Raw genomic sequence first — 18,310 nt, 5'->3', positions numbered from 1 at the left:
GTGCGTAGTCAAAGCAAACAGACCGAGGAGTGCCCGATGGGAAATTGGGATTGGCAGGTGTTCTGCAAGGACACCATCGACGGCACGGTGGTGCCGTCGTGTTACGGAACGGGCGGTGCGTACACCTACCTGAACTGGATGATCGACGCCTGGGGGTGGACGGTGGCCGTCGCGCTCGTGGCGTTGCTCGTCGCACTGGTGTTCGGCTCGATCATCGGCATCCTGCGCACGCTGCCCGACAGCCCGTGGCTGGTGCGTTTCGGCAACGCGTGGGTAGAGCTGTTCCGCAATATCCCGCTGCTGGTGCAGATTTTCCTGTGGTACTTCGTGGTGCCCGCGCTCGTGCCGCCGATGCGCGACTTTCCGCCCTTCGTGCTGGTGGTGCTGGCGCTGGGCCTGTTCACCTCGGCACGTATCGCGGAGCAGTTGCGCTCAGGCATCCAGGCGCTGCCACGCGGCCAACGCTATGCCGGCATGGCCGTGGGCTTCACCACGGTCCAGTACTACCGCTACGTGCTGCTGCCCATGGCCTACCGCATCATCCTGCCGCCGCTGACCAGCGAGTCGATGAACATCTTCAAGAACTCCTCGGTGGCATTCGCGGTGTCCATCTCCGAACTGACCCAGTTCTACCTGCAGGCCGGCGAAGAGACGGCGCGCAACCCGGAGATCTACATCGCCGTGGTGGTGCTCTACGTCATCTCGGCCATGGTGATCAACCGCCTGATGGCCTTCATCGAGAAACGGGCGCGCGTCCCGGGCTTTGTCGTTGCCGGCGGAACGGGAGGACACTGACATGGATCTCCAATTCTCCGTCTACACCTGGGACGTCATTCGGAACTATGTTCTCAATGGTCTGTACTTCAGCATCTTCCTGACCGTCGTCGCAACCCTGGGTGGCATCTTCTTCGGCACCATCCTCGCGCTGATGCGCCTGTCGGGAAAGAAGTGGCTGGACATGCCGGCCGCGTTCTACGTCAACGGCATGCGCTCCGTTCCGCTGGTGATGGTCATCCTGGGCTTCTTCCTGCTGGTGCCGTTCGTCATCGGACGGCCCATCGGGCCGGAGTACTCGGCGGTGATCACCTTCATCGCCTTCGAGGCGGCGTACTTCAGCGAGATCATGCGTGCCGGCATCCAGTCGATTCCGCGCGGCCAGGTCTCGGCCGGCCTGGCGGTGGGCATGACCTACGGCCAGAACATGAAGCTGGTGATCCTGCCGCAGGCGTTCCGCAACATGCTGCCGGTGCTGCTCACGCAGACCATCATCCTGTTCCAGGACACCTCGCTGGTGTACGCCATCGGTGCATACGACCTGCTCAAGGGTTTCGACAACGTCGCCAAGAATTTCGGGCGGCCTTACGAGTCGTACCTGCTGGCAGCGGTCGTCTACTTCGTGATCTGCTATTCGCTGTCGTATCTCGTCAAGCGTCTGCACAAGAAGATCGCCATCATTCGCTAGTGAAAGAATCGAAGAGGAAAAGCCATGGCTGAACAAATGATCAGTATCAACAACGTCTCCAAGTGGTACGGACCCGTGCAGGTGCTCAACGACTGCTCGGTCAGCATCGCCAAGGGCGACGTGGTGGTGGTGTGCGGCCCGTCGGGTTCGGGAAAGTCCACCCTCATCAAGACCGTCAACGCGCTCGAGCCTTTCCAGAAAGGCGAGATCATCGTCAACGGCATTCCGCTGCACGACCCCAAGACCAACCTGCCCAAATTGCGTTCCAAGGTCGGCATGGTGTTCCAGCACTTCGAGCTGTTCCCGCACCTGTCGGTCACCGAAAATCTGACCATCGCGCAGATCAAGGTGCTGGGCCGTTCGCAGGACGAAGCCAAGGTGCGTGGGCTCAAGATGCTCGACCGCGTGGGCCTGATGGCACACAAGGACAAGTTCCCGGGCCAGCTCTCGGGCGGCCAGCAGCAGCGCGTGGCGATCGCCCGCGCGCTCAGCATGGACCCGGTGGTGATGCTGTTCGACGAACCGACCTCGGCACTCGACCCCGAAATGGTCGGTGAAGTGCTCGACGTGATGGTCGCGCTTGCCAAGGAAGGCATGACCATGATGGTGGTCACGCACGAGATGGGCTTCGCGCGCAAGGTCGCCAGCCGCGTGATCTTCATCGACGTGGGCGGCCGCATCCTGGAAGACTGCTCCAAGGACGAGTTCTTCAACCACCCCGAGAACCGTCAGCCGCGCACCAAGGACTTTCTCGACAAGATCCTGCAGCACTGACGGCGGGCTGCCCCTGCGGGCAGCATCAGCACTGCCCCGGCCCGCGTCGTCAGGGTAGTCGCGCCGCGTGCGCCGTCAGCAGGTCGAAAAAGCCTGCTGCATCCCCCTCCACGATCCAGTTCACGTTCGCCGGCCGGCCCAGGCTGCCGTGCCAGTCGGCCACCGTCTGCCCGAAGCCCATGCCTTCGCGGCTGTCGACCTCGACGTGGATCCGCCGTCCCTTGAACAGATCGGGCGCGAGCAGGTAGGCGATCACTGTCGCGTCGTGCACCGGCCCGCCCGGCAGGCCGTAGTGCGCCATTTCCTGCGGCGCATAGGCGTCGAGGATGTCGGCCACGGTGCGGCCGGCGCGGTTGCCGATGCCGCGCAGCCGCGCGATGCGTTCCTCGCTCGTGAGGATCCGGTGCGTCACGTCGAGCGGCAGCATCGTGATCGGCACGCCGCTGGCGCCGCATTTGTCGAGCACCAGTTCGGCCGCGTGCGGATCGGCAAACACGTTGAACTCGGCGACCGGCGTGATGTTGCCGCCGTTGAAGTGCGCGCCGGCCATCAGCACCAGTTCGCGCAGGCCGCCGACGATGTCGGGCGCCCGCTCGAGCGCCAGCGCCAGGTTGGTCTGCGGCCCGAGCATGGCGAGCGTCACGCTGCGGGCAGGCGCGGCGCGCAGCGTGCGGACCAGGTGGTCGACGGCATGGCCTTCGGCGAGCGGCGCGGCGGGCTCGTGCACTGCTACGCCCGTGATGCCTTCCTGGCCGTGGACATGGGCGGCGTGGATCGGCGCACGGCGCAGCGGGCGCTCGGCGCCGGCGTACACCGGAATGCCGGGCCGGCCGGCCCATTCGCAGGCGAGGCGCGCATTGCGCGCGGTCTTGGCCAGCGGCACGTTGCCGGCCACCACGGTCAACGCCTCGATGCCGAGTTGCTCGGGCGCCGCCATCGCGAACAGCAGCGCGATCACGTCGTCCGCGCCGGGGTCGGTGTCGATGATCAGGGTGTGCATCGCACCATTGTCGCGGCGGGCGCGGCTGCCCGCCGCCTCGCTGCTTCGTCTACTTCTTGCGCGCCGCGATCGCCTTCTCGGCCTTCGCCACGAGGTCGGCACCCACGGTCGACTTCCACTTCTCGTAGACCGGACGCGTGGCCTTGACGAAGGCCTCGCGCTCGGTCGGCGTGAGCTGCGTGACGGTCACGCCCATCGCGGCGATGTCCTTGAGCACGGGCTTGTCGGCTTCGACCAGGCCCTTGCGCGCGATCTCGATCTCCTGCTTGCCAGCGTCGATGGCGGCTTGCCGCACGATCGCCTGGTCGGCCGGCGTCCACGAGGCCCAGATTTCCTTGTTGACCACGAACACCAGCGGGTCGGCCACGTAGCCCCAGGTGGTGACGAACTTCTGGCCCACGTTCTGCATCTTGAGCACGGTGAACAGGAACAGCGGGTTCTCCTGGCCGTCGACCGCGCCACTCGAGAGTGCCGGCTGCGCATCGGCCCAGCTCATCTGCGTCGGATTGGCGCCGAGCGCGGTGAGCATGTCGGAGTAGATGGGCGAGCCGACCACGCGGATCTTCATGCCCTTCAGGTCGTCGGGCGACTTGATCGGCTTCTTGGAATTGGTGATCTCGCGGAAGCCGTTCTCGCCCCATGCGAGCGGCACCACGCCGGCCTTGTCGAGCGTCTTGAAGATGTCCTTGCCGACCTCGCCCTGCGTGAGCGCGTCGATGGCCGCGTAGTCGGGCATCAGGAAGGGCATCGAGAACAGGTTGAGCTGCTTGACCTGCGGCGACCAGTTGATGGTCGAACCCACGGCCATGTCGATCACGCCCTGGCGCAGTGCGCTGAACTCGCGCGTCTGGTCGCCCTGGATCAGCGACACGCCCGGGTACAGCTTGATGTTGATGCGGCCCTGGGTGCGCTCCTTCACGAGGTCGGCCCAGATCTTCCCGGCCTGGCCCCAGGGGGTCGGCGGGCCGAGCACGAGCGACATCTTGTATTCGGCCTTGTAGGCGGCCTGCGCCATGGCGCCGGTCGAGAACATGCCCAGGGCGGTGGCGACGGCGGCAAGGCCGAGAAGGGTGCGACGGAATTTCATTTTGTCTAGTCTCCAGTTGTCAAAGTCAATAACCGAGCTTGCGCGGCAGCCACAGCGCCAGCTCGGGGAACGCGATCACGAGCACCATCACGATGAACATCGAGAACAGCAGCCAGCCGACCCAGCGCACGGTTTCCTCCATGCGCACCTTCGCGATGCGGCAGGAGACCATGAGGTTGACCGCGAGCGGCGGCGTGAACTGCCCCAGCGCGACCTTCAGCGTGAGGATCACGCCGAACCACACCGGGTCCCACTTGTAGTGCTGAACGATCGGCAGCAGGAGCGGCACGAAGATCAGGAAGATCGAGACGCCGTCGAGGAACATGCCGACCGTGATGAGCAGCAGGATCAAGAGCGCCAGGATGCCGTATTCGCCGAGGCCCGAGTCCACGATCGCGCGCGTCACCGGGTCGATCACGCCCAGCGTCGAGAGCGAGTACGCGAAGATGCCCGCGAGCGACACCACGAGCAGGATCACCGCCGAGAGCTCGCCCGATTCGCGCAGGATGACGAACAGGTCGCGGACCTTGATGGTCCGGTGCACGCACATGCCAACGAACAGGCCGTAGAACACCGCCACCACCGCGGCCTCGGTCGGCGTGAACCAGCCGGCGCGCATGCCGCCCAGAATGAGCACCGGCGCCGCGAGGCCCCAGCTCGCGTCGCGCAGGCTGGCCCAGAACGGCGGGCGCGGCAGCGTGGATTCGAGCGCACCCATCTTGTGATGGCGCGCCATCAGCACGGCCGGGATCATCAGCGCCAGGCCGGCCATCACGCCCGGGATCATGCCGGCCGCGAACAGCGCCGGCACCGAGGCGCCGGGCACCAGCACCGAGTACACGATGAAGGCCACCGACGGCGGGATCAGGATGTCGGTGGCCGCGGCGGCGCCCACCACGCTGGCCGAGAAGGCGGGCGGGTAGCCGGCGCGCGACATCGCCGCGATCATCACCGCGCCCACGGCGGCGGCATTGGCCGGGCCCGAGCCCGAGATGCCGCCGAGGAACATGGCGACCGCAATGGCGACCAGCGGCAGCATGCCCGGGCCGCGGCCGACGATCGCCACCGCGAAGTTCACCAGCCGGAGCGCCACGCCCGAGCGGTCGAAGATCGAGCCGACCAGCACGAACATCGGAATCGCGAGCAGCGGGTACTTGCCCAGGCCGGCATAGAAGTTCTGCGGCACGGCCAGGAGGCCGAACCACTGCGCGTCGGCGTTGGCGAGCGCGATGCAGGCGGCGCCCGCCAGCCCCAGCGCCGCGCCGATGGGCACGCCCACCAGCATCATCGCCACGAAGGCGACGAAGAGCAGCGTCGCGATCACAGGGCGCCGCCCTGGCCATTGGCCGTGTCGTCATCGCTGCGCGCGTTCTTGCGGCCGCGCCGGATCATCAAGCCCACCGCGCGCAGCGCGATCGCGAACGACACGATCGGCAGCCAGATCGAATACCACCAGGCCGGCAGCCCGATGCCGGGCGTGGTCTCCTCATAGCGGTAGTCGTCCCAGACCATGCGGATGCTCAGTGTGCCGATCAGCGCGAAGAGGATCGCGATCATCAGCGCGCCGAACTGCGCGAGCCGCCGGCGCCGCGCCATGCTGCCGCTTTCGGAAAAGAACTCGATGCGGATGTGCCGGTCGCGCGCAACGGCGGCCGAGCCGGCCACGAGCGCGAGCATGATCATCAGGAAGACCGAGAACTCCTCAGTCCAGGCGAACGACGAATCGGTGAAGTAGCGCACCAGCACGTTCGCGAACGTGATGAGCGCGAGCGCGCCCATGATGATCACGGTGAGCCAGTCCTCGATGGCGAGCGGCACCTTCGCGGGCTCGTCGGCAGCTTCGATGTCGGGGGGAAGGGGGCTGGCAGCGTCCAGCACCGGGCCGGACTCATTGGGAGTGGTCATCGAAGGGGAAAAGGGGAAGCGGCGACAGATGTTACCGGTGCATGCCCTTTCCTCCATCGGGGTTTTCCTATGCGATCCGCGCGCGCGACGCCGTCCCCCGAACCGGCGCTATTCGAGCTTGGCGCCCGACGCCTTGATCAGGCGTTCCCAGACCGGGGCTTCCTTCTTGACGACGGCCGCGAACGCCTCGGGCGAGCTGTCCTGCAGGTCGAAGCCCATGGCGGCCACGCGCGTCTGCACGTCGGGCTGCCGCGTGGCCTTGCGCACTTCCTCGGCGATGCGCGCCACGATCGGCTTCGGCGTGCCGGCCGGCATGGCGATGGCCAGCCAGCCCGCCACGCGGTAGGCCTCGTCGTCCAGGCCCTGCTCGGCCAGCGTGGGCACGTCGGGCAGCGTGGCCATGCGCCGCTCGCCCGTCACGCCGAGCGCCCTGAGCTTTCCCGCCTCGATGTGGGGCTTGGCCACCAGCGCGCTCGCGAACGACATCTGGATCTGGCCGCCGATCAGGTCCTGCAGCATCGGCGACTCGCCCTTGTAGGCGACGTGGTTCATTTCGGCGTTCTGCGCCAGGCTCATGTGCGCGCCCGCGAGGTGCGGATAGGCGCCGACGCCGTACGAACCGTAGGCCATCTTGCCCTTGTTGGCGGCGACGTACTTCAAGAGCTCGGGCCCGGTCTTGACCGGCACGCTCGGATGCACCACCAGCACCAGCGGCGCCACCGCGATCTGGTAGACCAGCGCAAGGTCGCGCTGCGTGTCGTAGGGCAGCTTCTGGTAGAGGAACTGGTTGGTGAGCAGCGAATTGGAGAGCGCCAGCACCATCGTGTAGCCATCGGCCGGCGCCTTGGCCACTGCGTCGGTGCCGATGATGCCGGCCGCGCCGGGCTTGTTGTCGACGATGACCGGCTGGCCCAGCCCCGCGGCCATCTTCTCGCCGATGATGCGGGCCAGCACGTCGGTCGCGCCGCCCGCGGCGAAGGGCACCACCATGCGGATCGGCTTGCTGGGGTAGGCCGGCTGCGCCCAGCCGGCGGTGGAAGTGGCGGCGAGCGCGAGCGTGGCGACGGCGCCTTGCAGGGTGCGGCGGCGGGTGGGGAATGCGGCGTTCATGATTTCTCTTTGTCTCCGAGGGTTGATTGTTCTTGGGTGTGCAAGGGGCTGCCGCCGCCGGCGCTATGCCGACAGCACGCGGGTCTTGAATGGCAGCGGCAGGAGGTCGGCCTCGATGCGCTGCTGCAGCGGCACGGCGAGCGAACCGGTCGCGGCGGCATCGATGCGCACCTCGATCAGGCGCTCGCCCTCGTGCGCCACGTGCGGCCGCGCGGCCGGCGCCACGCCGAGTTCGCCGCACGCCTGTTCGACCATGGCCGCCACAACGCGGTTCGCCGCCATCGCGCGCAGCTCGGGCTTGTAGATCTTGCCCACGTTGGTCACCGGCATCTGCTCGATCACCACCACAGAGCGCGGCTTGGCGGGCGCCTCGTCCACGCGCTCGGCCGTGAAGGCCAGCAGTTCCTCCTCGGTGACCGAGGCGCCGGGCACCAGCGTCGCGAACACCACCGGCAGTTCGCCCGCATAGGCGTCGGGTGCGCCCACGGCCGCACACAGCTGCACGGCCGGATGGGCGCCGATCGCGTCCTCGATCACCTTCGGGTCGATGTTGTGGCCGCTGCGGATGATCAGGTCCTTCGAGCGGCCGCTGAGGTTGAGCCGGCCTTCGCCATCGATCCAGCCCAGGTCGCCGGTCGCGAGCCAGCCGTCGGGCGTGAAGGCCTTCGCGTTGTCGGCCGGATCGACGAAGCCCGAGAACAGGTTCGGCGACTTGAACAGCACCATGCCCTGTTCGCCCGCCGGCAGGTCGCGGTCGCTCGCATTGCCGTTCTCGTCGAGCGCCACGATGCGCATCTGCATGTAGGGCAGCGCAAAGCCGACGCAGCCCGCGGGCCCGTCGACGCCCGGCGGCGTGATGGTCGAGATGCCCGCCATCTCGGTCATGCCGAGGCTCTCGTGCACATGCAGCCCGAACAGGCGCTCGAAGCGCGCGGCGAGCTCGGGCGACAGCACCGCCGCACCCGTGCGGCAGTACACGATCGACGAGATGTCGGCGCCTTCCAGCGGCACGTTGGCCAGCGCCGCGAGCACCGTCGGCACCGCCGACAGCGAGGTCGGCCGGTACTTCTCGACCAGCTTCCAGTAATTGGCGATCACCTCCTTGTTGCGCAGCAGCGAAGGCGTCGGAATGATCACTTCCACCCCGGCCGACAGCGAGGCCAGCGAGGCCGGCAGCACGCCTGCCACATGGAACAGCGGATAGCCGTTGATCGAGATGCCGTTCTCGTTCATGCCCGCCACCTGCACGCTGGCCCAGGCCGTGAACACCTGCGCGCCGTGGCTGTGGCGGGCGAGCTTGGGCGCACCCGTGGTGCCGCCGGTGTGAAAGTAGGCTGCGATGTCGCCGGGCGCGATGTCGCGGCCGCTCACGAGGCGGTCCGAGGGCTGGGCCGCGCGCAGCACGTCGAACTCGGCCACGCCGTCGGGCAGCGTGCCGGGGCCCCCGGGTGGCTCGTCGTGCGGCGCCACGCGCAGCACGGTCGTGAGCGTCGGCACCTGGCCGCGCAGCCGCATCGCCTTCGACCACATGCCCGATTCGGCGTCGGAGCCGTAGGCGATCAGCACCTTGGCGCGCGCCGCGGTCATCAGCGCCACGAGCTTCTCGTCGGTCAGGAGCGGATTGAGCGGTTGCACGATGCCGGCCGCCTCGCCGCCCCAGAGCGCCAGGTGGTACTCGAGGCAGCCCGGCAGCAGCACCGCCACCGCGTCGTCGGGACCGACGCCGAGCGCATGCAGCATGTTCGCCGTCTGGTGGATGCGCGCGAGCAGCTCGGCGTACGACCAGCGGATCGGTTCGTCGGCCGGATTGCCGGTGCGCAGGAAGGTCAGCGCGGTCTTGCTGCCGAAGGCATGCCCCGCGCTGCGGAAGATTTCGTAGGTGCTGCGCACCGAGAGCGCCTGTTCGAGCGGCGTCTCTTCGAGCCGGCGGATGTCGGCCAGGCTGCGGACCGGGAACCGGGGGCGGAACGGGGCGCCGCCCGCGTTCTGCGTGTTGTTGTGGTCGTCGCCTGTCATGTCGTCTCCTGAGGTTTTTTTTGATTTCCGGCGGGCGCGGTGCGCGCCCTGTTTTTACTGGTTCGTGATCTTGTTGTCGCGAATGACCTTGCCCCAGCGCTCGAAGTCCTGGCGCATGCGCTCGCCGGTCTTTGCGGGCGTGCCGTAGGCCGCGAACGAGCCCACGCCCTGCAGCTTGTCCTGCACCTCCTTGTCGGCCAGCGCGGTCTTGAGCTCGGCGCTCATGCGCTCGACCACGTCCTTCGGCGTGCCGGCCGGCGCGAGCAGGCCGCCCCACGAGGTGGCGTCGAAGCCTGCAAAGCCCTGCTCGGCCACCGTCTTCACGTCGGGCAGCAGGCTCACGCGCTTGCCCGAGCCGACCGCGATGGCGCGCAGCGTGCCCGCGCGGATGTGCGAAATCACCGCCACCAGGTCCGAGAACATCGCGGGCACCTGGCCGCCGATCAGATCGGTCACCGCGGGCGCGCTGCCGCGGTAGGGCACGTGCTGCATCTCGAACTTGCCGATGTTCTTGAGCTGCTCGGTCGTCAGGTGGCCGAAGCTGCCCGCGCCCGCCGTCGTGTAGTTGAGCTTGCCGCCTTCGGCCTTGGCCTTGGCGATCAGGCCCTGCAGGTCCGTGACCTCGGGCAGCGACTTCGGGTTGACCACCATCACGATCGGCAGGTCGTACACCGTGCCCACGGGCGTGAAGCTCTTGAAGATGTCGTAGGGCGTCTTGCCGTACAGGTGGTCGGCCAAAAGCGTCGGCGTGGCCAGCATCACGAAGGTGTAGCCGTCGGGCGCGGCCTTGGCCGCCACGGCCGCGCCGATGGTGCCCGAGGCGCCGCTGCGGTTGTCGATCAGGATGTTCTGCTTCAGGCTCTGCGACATCTTCTGCGCCACGATGCGCGTCGCGACGTCGGTCGGGCCGCCCGGCGGGAACGGCACGACGATGGTGATGGGCTTGGTCGGCCAGGCCTGCTGGGCGAAGGCGGTGCCGGCCACGAGCGGGAGGGCGGCCAGTGCGAGCAGCGCGCGGCGCGAGGGGTTGCGAAGGGAAGCGAAAGAGGAGAAAGCCATGGGGTTCTGTTTCAGGGGATCAGGATGTACGGAAAGGCGTCGTTCGCGAGCTTCTCAGACGACGCCGCTGGATTTCAGCGCGGCGAGTCGTTCTTCCGACAGGCCGAGCAGGGACGTGAGCACGTCGCGCGTGCCTTCGCCCAGGGTGGGCGGCGCGCTGCGCACCGGCAGGCGCTCGCCATCGAAACGGTAGGGCGGCGCAAGCACGTCGACCGTGCCGGCCACCGGGTGCGGCTGCTGGGTGACCAGCCCGGCCTCGGTCGCGCGCTTGCTGCGCAGCGCCTCGTGCAGGCCCAGCACCTCGCCGCAGGGAATGCCCGCCGCCGTGAGCTTCTCGAGCAGCAGCGCGCGCGGGCGCTTCGCCAGCTCGGCGTGCAGTTCGGGCAGCAGCACCGCGCGGTTTGCCGAGCGCAGGATGTTGGTCTTGAAGCGCTCGTCGGCCGCGAGGTCGGGCCGCTCGATCACCTCGGTGCAGAAGCGCGCGAACTGCGCGTTGTTGCCCACGGTGATCACCACCGGGCCGTCGGCCGCGTCGAACACGCCGTAGGGCACGATCGACGGATGCGAGTTGCCGAAGCGCGGCGGGTCCTCGCCCATCAGGAGCGCCTCGAGGCCGTAGTAGGCCGTGATCATCAGCCCGCAGTCGAACAGCGCCATCTCGACGTGGCGGCCGCGGCCCGTCTTCTCGCGCTGGTAGAGCGCCGCGAGCACGGCCTGCGCCGAGTACATGCCGGTGAACAGGTCCACCGCGGCCACGCCGAACTTCAGCGGCGGCTGGTTCGCCTCGCCGTTGATCGCCATCAGGCCGGCCTCGCCCTGCACCACGAGGTCGTAGCCCGGGCGTGCCGCCTCGGGGCCGGTGCGGTCGTAGCCCGAGATCGAGCAGTAGATGAGGCGCGGGTCCTCCTGGCTGAGCTGCGCGTAGCCGAGGCCGAGCTTGTCGATGCCGCCGTACTTGAAGTTCTGCAGCACCACGTCGCATTGCTTTGCGAGGTCGCGCGCGATCTGCTGCCCCTCGGGCGTCTGCAGGTCGAGCGTGACCGAGCGCTTGTTGCGGTTCACGCTGTTGAAGTAGGCCGTCTCGGTGTCGCCGACGCGCAGGCCCCAGTCGCGCGTGTCGTCGCCGCGGCCCGGGTGCTCGACCTTGATGACCTCGGCGCCCATGTCGGCCAGCACCATGCCGCACCAGGGGCCGGCCAGGATGCGGGACAGATCGAGCACGCGCACGCCGGCCAGCGGCAGGGATGAATTCAGTGAAGCCATGGCAGAGAAGATGTCTTTCGGAAAACAGGAAAGCCCCGCACGGCGTGCGAGGCAGGCATGAGAAACGGTGGGAGTCTTGGCGTCAGCTGGCGTTCCCGCCGCCGCGGCGCAGCGCCACGAAATCGGCCTTTCGCTTGCCCAGGAAGGCACCGATGCCTTCGGCCGCTTCGGCATCGCCCTGCGACTCGACCATGAACACCGCCTCGGCATCGAGCTGTTCCTCGAGCGTGGCATGGTGCGCCTGGCGGCACAGCGCCTTGATGCGCGTGGTGGCCCGCTGCGGACCGGTGGCGATGCGCGCCGCCAGCGCGACGGCCTCGGCCAGCGCCGCGCCCTTGTCGGTCAGTCGGTTGACCGCGCCGAGCTCGTTCAGGCGCTCGGCCGTCATGCGGTCGCCGGTCAGGCACAGCTCGGTCAGCACCTGGCGCGAGACGAACTCGGCCAGGAACGCCGTGGCGCCGCCGTCGGGCGTGAGGCCGACCTTGACATAGGCCACGGTGAAGAAGGCATCGCGCGCCGACACCAGCATGTCGCAGGCCAGCGCCATCGACAGCCCCGCGCCCGCGGCACCGCCTTCGACGGCCGCGATCACCGGCTTCTTGCAGTCGCGCAGCGCACGGATCAGGTTGTTGAGGCCTTCGAGAATCTTGCGCCGCTCGGCGACCGGCAGTTCGCGCCGCGTGGCGAGCAGGTTCAGGTCGCCGCCCGAGCAGAAGAAATCGCCCGCGCCGGTGAACACCACCGCGCCCACTTCGGGGTCGCGCTCGGCGTCGGTCAGCGCGGCAGACAGTTCGGCATACAGCGTCGGCGTGATCGCGTTGCGCGCGCCGGGGTTGCTGTTGGTCAGGATGCGCACGGCGCCTTCCTGCGAGACGAGCACGGTCTTGGGGGGGGTCATGCCGGTTCCTTTGCGAGTGCGATGTAGCGCTGCAGGTGGTGGTCTTCGTCGCCGAGCTGGTGATCGATCATCACGAGGCGCTTGGCGTAGTGGGGCAGCGGCAGCTCCCAGGTCATGCCGATGCCGCCGTGCATCTGGATGCTCTCTTCGGCCACCAGCGCGCCGATGCGGCCGATGCTGAACTTCGCTGCCGACAGCGCGCGCTCGCGCGCCACGCGGTCGCTGCCGTCGATGGCCGCGGCGGCATTGATGACGGCCGAGCGCGCCTGCTCGATCTCGAGCAGCAGGTCGGCCATGCGGTGCTGCAGGGCCTGGAAGCTGCCGATCAGCAGGCCGAACTGCTTGCGCGTGCGCAGGTACTCGAGCGTGGCCGTCTTGGCCGCTTCCATCGCGCCCAGCGCCTCGGCGCACAGCGCGAGCACGCCGCGGCCGATCGCGCGTTCGAGCACCGCATGGCCTTGGCCTTCGCTGCCGAGCAGCGCATCGGCGCCGAGCTTCACGCCGTCGAGCGTGATCTCCGCGACCCGGCCGCCGTCGATCGCGGGGCAGCCGCGCACCGCGACACCGGCGGTCTTCGCAGGCACGAGGAACAGCGAGATGCCGGCCGCGTCGTCGACATTGCCCGCGGTGCGCGCCGAGACCAGCAGCAGGTCGGCCTGCTCGCCCTGCGGCACCACGGCCTTGGCGCCGTTCAGCACCCAGCCGTCGCCGCTCTTTACGGCGCGGGTCGCGACACGCGTGCGTTCGTGGTGCGTGTCGGCCTCGTCGTGCGCAAAGGCCGCGACGAGGGCGCCGTTGATCATGTCGCCGAGCTTCTCCTTCTGCGCGCCGCTGCCGGCGGCGCTGATCGCCTCGCCGACCATCAGCGCGCCGAGCAGCGGCTCGACCACGAGGCCGCGGCCGAGCGCCTCGAAGACCACGGCGATGTCGAAGCCGCTGCCGCCGAAGCCGCCATCGGCCTCGCTGAACAGCGCGCCGATCACGCCGAGTTCGGCGAACTGCTGGAAGATCTCCTTGCTGAACCCGTGCTCGGATTGCGCGATGCGGTCGCGCGCATCGAAGGCGTACTGCTCGGCGATGAAGCGGTTCAGGCTGTCGGCGAGCATGCGCCGGTCTTCGGTGTGTTCGAAGTTCATGCCGTTCCTTTAAAGACCGAGGATCATCTTCGAGATGATGTTCTTCTGGATTTCGTTCGAGCCGCCGAAGATCGACAGCTTGCGGTTGTTGAAGTAGCGCGAGGCGGCGGCCGATGCGTAGTCGGGGCCGAAGGCCTCGCCGTCATGGCCGTCCTTCAGTGCCTCGGCCACGAAGGGCCGGCCGTACACGCCCATCGCGCGGCGCGCGAGCGACGAGATCTCCTGGCGGATCTCGGTGCCGCGGATCTTCAGCATCGAGCTCTCGGCGCCCGGCACGCCGCCGCCGGCCACCGCCGCGATCACGCGCAGGTTGGTGGTCCTCATGTTCTCGAGATCGATCTCCACGCGCGCCATCCGCGCCGCGAAGGCCGGGTCGTCGGCCAGCGGCCGGCCGTTCTTCGTGCGCGAGGCCGCGATGCCCTTGAGCTGTTCGAGCGCGGCCACCGAGAAGCCCACGCCCGCGATGTTGGTGCGCTCGTAGGTCAGCAGGTACTTGGCGCAGGTCCAGCCCTTGTTCTCCTCGCCGACCAGGTTCTCGGCCGGCACGCGCACGTCGGAGAAGAACACCTCGTTCACTTCATGCTCGCCGTCGAGCGTGATGATCGGGCGCACTTCCACGCCGGGCGAGGCCATGTCGATCAGCAGGAAGCTGATGCCTTCCTGCTTCTTCGCCTCGCGGTTCGTGCGCACCAGGCAGAAGATCATGTTGGCATGCTGGCCCAGCGTGGTCCAGGTCTTCTGGCCGTTCACGATGAAGTGGTCACCCTGGGCGTCGATGCCGCGCACGGCCGAGGTCTTGACCGCGGCAAGGTCGGAACCCGCGCCGGGTTCCGAATAGCCCTGGCACCACCAGTCGTCACCGTTCAGGATGCGCGGCAGCCAATGGCGCTTCTGCGCCTCGTTGCCGTACTTGATGAGCACCGGGCCCAGCATGTTCACGCCGAAGGGCACGATGCGCGGCGCGAAGGCGAGCGCGCATTCGTTCTCGAAGATGAACTTCTCGATCGCGCTCCAGCCCGGGCCGCCGTACTGCTCGGGCCAGTGGTTGGCGAGCCAGCCGCGCGCATTGAGGATGGCGTGCCACTCGGCCATGTCGGCCTTCTCGAGGATCTTGCCGCTCTTCACCTTGTCGGAAAGGCGCGCGGGCAGCTTGTCGGCGAGGAAGGCGCGCACTTCGGCGCGGAAGGCTTCTTCTTCGGGGGTGAAGTTCAGGTCCATGAATTCTCGGTCTCAGTAAATCTCGAAGAGGCCCGCCGCGCCCATGCCACCCGCGATGCACATCGTGACCACGGCGTACTTCGCGCCGCGGCGCTTGCCTTCGATCAGCACATGGCCCGTGAGGCGCGCGCCGGTCATGCCGAAGGGGTGGCCGATCGAGATCGCACCGCCGTTCACGTTCAGCCGCTCCGAGGGGATGCCGAGCTTGTCCTGGCAGTAGATCGACTGCGAGGCGAAGGCTTCGTTGAGCTCCCAGAGGTCGATGTCCTCGACCTTGAGGCCGTGGCGCGCGAGCAGCTTGGGCACCGCGAACACCGGGCCAATGCCCATCTCGTCGGGCTCGCAGCCCGCCACTGCGAGGCCGCGGAAGACGCCCAGCGGCTGGAGGTTGGCGCGCTCCGCGTCCTTGGCTTCCATCAGCACGCAGGCCGAGGCGCCGTCGGACAGCTGCGAGGCGTTGCCCGCGGTGATGAACTTGTCGTCGCCCATCACGGGCTTGAGTTTGGCGAGCGCCTCGTAGGTGGTGCCGCGGCGGTTGCAGTTGTCTTCGGTGGCGGTGACTTCGCGGTAGCTGACTTCCTTCGTTTCCTTGTCGGTCACCGCCATGGTGGTGGTGCAGGCCACGATCTCGTCCTTGTAGCGCCCGGCGAGCTGCGCCTCTTCGGTGCGGCGCTGGCTCTCGGCCGAGAAGCGGTCCTGCGCCTCGCGGCTGATGTCGTAGCGCTGGGCCACGATGTCGGCGGTCTCGATCATCGCCATGTAGAGCGCGGGCTTGTGCTCGACGATCCACGGGTCCATGCCGTTGTCGCCCGCATCGGTGGCGCTGCGGCCGCGGATCTGCGAGATGCTTTCGACGCCGCCCGCGATCATGGCCGGCGCGCCGTCCACCACGATGCGGCCCGCCGCCATCGCGATGGCCTGCAGGCCCGAAGCGCAGAAGCGGTTGACGGTGGTGCCGGCGATCGAGATCGGCAGGCCCGCGCGAATGATGGCCTGGCGCGCGATGTTGCGCCCGGTCGTGCCCTCGGGGTAGCCGCAGCCGAGGATCGCGTCCTCGATCAGCGCCGGATCGAGGCCCGAGCGTTCGACCGCGGCCTTCACCGCGAAGGCCGCGAGCGTCGGGCCCGGGGTGATGTTGAACTCGCCGCGGTGCGCCTTGGTGAGCGGGGTGCGGGCGGTGGAAACGATGACGGCTTCGCGCATGGCAGTGTCCTTAGTCTTTGTTCAAACTCGAAAAATCGGCACCGCGCTCGACCAGGTCGACCAGCAGCGGCGAGGGCTGCCAGAACAGCGGGTCTTCCTTGGCGAACTCGCGGATGTCGGCCAGCACCTTCGCCAGGCCCACCGTGTCGGCGTATTTCATCGGGCCGCCGCGATGGCGCGGGAAGCCGTAGCCGTAGAGGAAGGTCACGTCCACGTCGAGCGGGCGCAGTGCGATGCCCTGGTGCACCACGTTTGCGCCTTCGTTGACCATCGCGGCCATGTAGCGGCGCATGATTTCGTCCTCGGTGAAGGCGCGCGGTGTGACGCCCGCACGCTGGCGCTCGGCGTCGATGATGGCCAGCACTTCGGGGTCGGGCTGGCCGGTGCGTGCGCCCTCGGGGTAGAGGTAGTAGCCGCGCTGCGTCTTCTGGCCGAACCAGCCGCGCTCGCAGATGCGGTCGGCGATCTGCACGTAGCGCGCCTTCGGGTCGCGCGTGGCGGCCTTGCGCTTGCGCGTGGCCCAGCCGATGTCGCCGCCGGCCAGGTCCGACACCTGGAACGGCCCCATCGGGTAGCCGAAGTTGCGCACCGCCTCGTCGATCTGGTAGGGCGAGGCACCGTCTTCCATCATGTGGTCGGCCGCCTGGCGGTACACCGCGAGGATGCGGTTGCCGATGAAGCCGTCGCACACGCCCGCGCGCACCGGCACCTTCTTGAGCTTCTTGGCGAGCTCGAAGCCCGTCGCGACCACGTCGGCGCTGACCTTGGCGGGCACCACGATCTCGAGCAGCTTCATGATGTTGGCCGGCGAGAAGAAGTGCAGGCCCACCACGTCCTGAGGGCGCGAGATGCTGGCGGCGATCTCGTCGATGTCGAGGTACGAGGTGTTGGTGGCGAGCACCGCGCCGGGCTTGCAGACGCGGTCGAGTTCGGCGAAGACCGCCTTCTTGACCGCCATGTCCTCGAACACGGCCTCGACCACGATGTCGGCCTGGGCGAGCGCGTCGTAGCTGGTGGAGCCGTTGAAGCGTGCCATCACCGCCGCCTTGGCTTCGTCGGTCATGCGGCCCTTCTTGATGAGGCCGTCGTAGACCTTCTCGACGTTGGCGCGACCGCGCGCGAGCTGCGTGTCGTCGCGCTCGATCATGGTCACCGGCAGGCCGGCGTCGAGCATGGCCACCGCGATGCCCGCGCCCATGGTGCCGCCGCCAACGATGCCGGCAGCGTCGAGCGCGCGCGGCTTGGCGGCCTTGGTCTCCGGCGCCTTGAGCACTTCGCGTTCGGCGAAGAAGGCGTGGATCAGGCCGGCGCGCTGCGGACTGTCGATGCACTGCATGAACAGCTTGCGCTCGAGCGCCATGCCTTCGTCGAAGGGCAGCGTGAGCGCGGCCTCGACGGCTTCGATGATCTTCATCGGCGAGAACAGGCCGCGGCTCTTCTTGGCGGTGTCGGCGCGCGCGGCGTCGAGCGCGGTGCGGCTGGCGTCCTTGTCGACCAGGCCGGCGGCCTCGCGCGTGCGGCGCACCGGCGCGTTCGCGGCGGCCAGTTCCTTCGCATAGGCCAAGCCCTCGGCGCGCGCATCGGCGTCGTTGCCGAGCTTGTCGACCAGGCCGAGCGACAGCGCTTCCTTCGCGCCCGCATGGCGGCCGCTGAGCATCAGGTCGAGCGCGGGCTTCACGCCGATGAGGCGCGGCGCGCGCTGCGTGCCGCCCGAGCCCGGCAGCAGGCCGAGCGCCACTTCGGGCAGGCCCAGCTTGGCGCTGGGCGAGGCGATGCGGTAGTGCGCCGCCAGCGCCACTTCGAGCCCGCCGCCGAGCGCGGCGCCGTGGATGGCGGCCACCACCGGCTTGCTGCAGTTCTCGATCGCCAGGCACACCTCGGGCAGCGAGGGCGGCTGCGGCGTCTTGCCGAATTCGCGGATGTCGGCGCCCGCGATGAAGTTGCGGCCCGCGCCCACGAGCAGCACGGCCTTGGCGGCGCTGTCGGCCTCGGCCGCCGCGATCGCGGCCACCAGGCCGCGGCGTACGTCCACGCCGAGCGCATTGACGGGCGGGTTGTCGATGGTCACGACAAACACATCGCCCTCGCATGCGAAGGTGACGGGACCGGAAGGCGTGGAGGGGCTGGAGGGGGTTTGATTGGCCATTTGCTTTGTCTCTCGCGTGGCGGGCCCGCAGTG

At 68.4% G+C, this 18,310-nt stretch carries 16 protein-coding genes; 3 read left to right on the top strand and 13 right to left on the bottom strand.

Features of this window, described 5'->3' with window-relative positions:
* The first annotated feature begins 36 nt into the window (after nt 1–36).
* From AC3A6J_RS20245 to AC3A6J_RS20235, 3 genes are read left to right on the top strand one after another with little or no spacing between them, the layout of a single operon-like run.
* Entirely contained in the window at nt 37–795 is a 759-nt protein-coding gene (locus AC3A6J_RS20245) for an amino acid ABC transporter permease (protein WP_487861772.1), read from the top strand.
* Between the two features lies 1 nt (nt 796).
* Nucleotides 797–1,462, top strand: a complete 666-nt coding sequence (locus AC3A6J_RS20240; RefSeq protein ID WP_487861771.1) for an amino acid ABC transporter permease — start codon at nt 797–799, stop codon at nt 1,460–1,462.
* 36 nt (nt 1,463–1,498) lie between these two features.
* A complete protein-coding gene (locus tag AC3A6J_RS20235; protein WP_487861894.1) occupies nt 1,499–2,236 on the top strand; it encodes an amino acid ABC transporter ATP-binding protein in 738 nt (245 codons plus the stop codon).
* Nucleotides 2,237–2,285: 49 nt separating this feature from the next.
* Here AC3A6J_RS20235 and AC3A6J_RS20230 read toward each other — a convergent pair whose 3' ends face one another.
* The 13 genes from AC3A6J_RS20230 to AC3A6J_RS20170 form a co-directional block, all read right to left on the bottom strand.
* Complete coding sequence (locus tag AC3A6J_RS20230) at nt 2,286–3,236, bottom strand: nucleoside hydrolase (protein WP_487861770.1); 951 nt, start codon at nt 3,234–3,236, stop codon at nt 2,286–2,288.
* A 49-nt stretch (nt 3,237–3,285) separates the two neighbouring features.
* Complete coding sequence (locus tag AC3A6J_RS20225; protein WP_487861769.1) at nt 3,286–4,323, bottom strand: DctP family TRAP transporter solute-binding subunit; 1,038 nt, start codon at nt 4,321–4,323, stop codon at nt 3,286–3,288.
* A gap of 25 nt (nt 4,324–4,348) precedes the next feature.
* Nucleotides 4,349–5,647, bottom strand: coding sequence for a TRAP transporter large permease (locus tag AC3A6J_RS20220; RefSeq protein ID WP_487861768.1), 1,299 nt, complete (start codon nt 5,645–5,647; stop codon nt 4,349–4,351).
* Complete coding sequence (locus tag AC3A6J_RS20215) at nt 5,644–6,228, bottom strand: TRAP transporter small permease (protein WP_487861767.1); 585 nt, start codon at nt 6,226–6,228, stop codon at nt 5,644–5,646. The genes AC3A6J_RS20220 and AC3A6J_RS20215 overlap by 4 nt, the downstream gene beginning before the upstream one ends.
* A gap of 108 nt (nt 6,229–6,336) precedes the next feature.
* A complete protein-coding gene (locus AC3A6J_RS20210; protein WP_487861766.1) occupies nt 6,337–7,338 on the bottom strand; it encodes a Bug family tripartite tricarboxylate transporter substrate binding protein in 1,002 nt (333 codons plus the stop codon).
* A gap of 63 nt (nt 7,339–7,401) precedes the next feature.
* Nucleotides 7,402–9,354, bottom strand: coding sequence for an acyl-CoA synthetase (locus AC3A6J_RS20205; protein ID WP_487861765.1), 1,953 nt, complete (start codon nt 9,352–9,354; stop codon nt 7,402–7,404).
* Nucleotides 9,355–9,408: 54 nt separating this feature from the next.
* The gene (locus tag AC3A6J_RS20200) at nt 9,409–10,413 is read right to left on the bottom strand and encodes a Bug family tripartite tricarboxylate transporter substrate binding protein (RefSeq protein WP_487861764.1); all 1,005 of its coding nucleotides are present in this window, start codon (nt 10,411–10,413) and stop codon (nt 9,409–9,411) included.
* Nucleotides 10,414–10,467: 54 nt separating this feature from the next.
* Complete coding sequence (locus AC3A6J_RS20195; RefSeq protein ID WP_487861763.1) at nt 10,468–11,676, bottom strand: CaiB/BaiF CoA transferase family protein; 1,209 nt, start codon at nt 11,674–11,676, stop codon at nt 10,468–10,470.
* A gap of 82 nt (nt 11,677–11,758) precedes the next feature.
* Complete coding sequence (locus tag AC3A6J_RS20190; protein WP_487861762.1) at nt 11,759–12,574, bottom strand: oxepin-CoA hydrolase, alternative type; 816 nt, start codon at nt 12,572–12,574, stop codon at nt 11,759–11,761.
* Nucleotides 12,571–13,710: an acyl-CoA dehydrogenase family protein gene (locus AC3A6J_RS20185; protein ID WP_487861761.1), complete on the bottom strand. Its 1,140-nt coding sequence runs from the start codon at nt 13,708–13,710 to the stop codon at nt 12,571–12,573. Before AC3A6J_RS20185 ends, AC3A6J_RS20190 begins: the two co-directional genes overlap by 4 nt.
* Before the next feature lie 9 nt (nt 13,711–13,719).
* Nucleotides 13,720–14,928, bottom strand: a complete 1,209-nt coding sequence (locus AC3A6J_RS20180) for an acyl-CoA dehydrogenase family protein (protein ID WP_487861760.1) — start codon at nt 14,926–14,928, stop codon at nt 13,720–13,722.
* Between the two features lie 12 nt (nt 14,929–14,940).
* Nucleotides 14,941–16,131 (bottom strand): acetyl-CoA C-acyltransferase, encoded by a 1,191-nt coding sequence (locus tag AC3A6J_RS20175; protein WP_487861759.1) that lies wholly within the window; start codon nt 16,129–16,131, stop codon nt 14,941–14,943.
* 10 nt (nt 16,132–16,141) lie between these two features.
* The gene (locus tag AC3A6J_RS20170) at nt 16,142–18,277 is read right to left on the bottom strand and encodes a 3-hydroxyacyl-CoA dehydrogenase NAD-binding domain-containing protein (RefSeq protein ID WP_487861758.1); all 2,136 of its coding nucleotides are present in this window, start codon (nt 18,275–18,277) and stop codon (nt 16,142–16,144) included.
* Nucleotides 18,278–18,310 lie beyond the last annotated feature (33 nt).

This window comes from Variovorax sp. Soil_C_39 (genome assembly GCF_057656815.1).
Note: the sequence above shows the minus strand (reverse complement) of the source record. Positions and strands in the feature narration are given on the sequence as shown.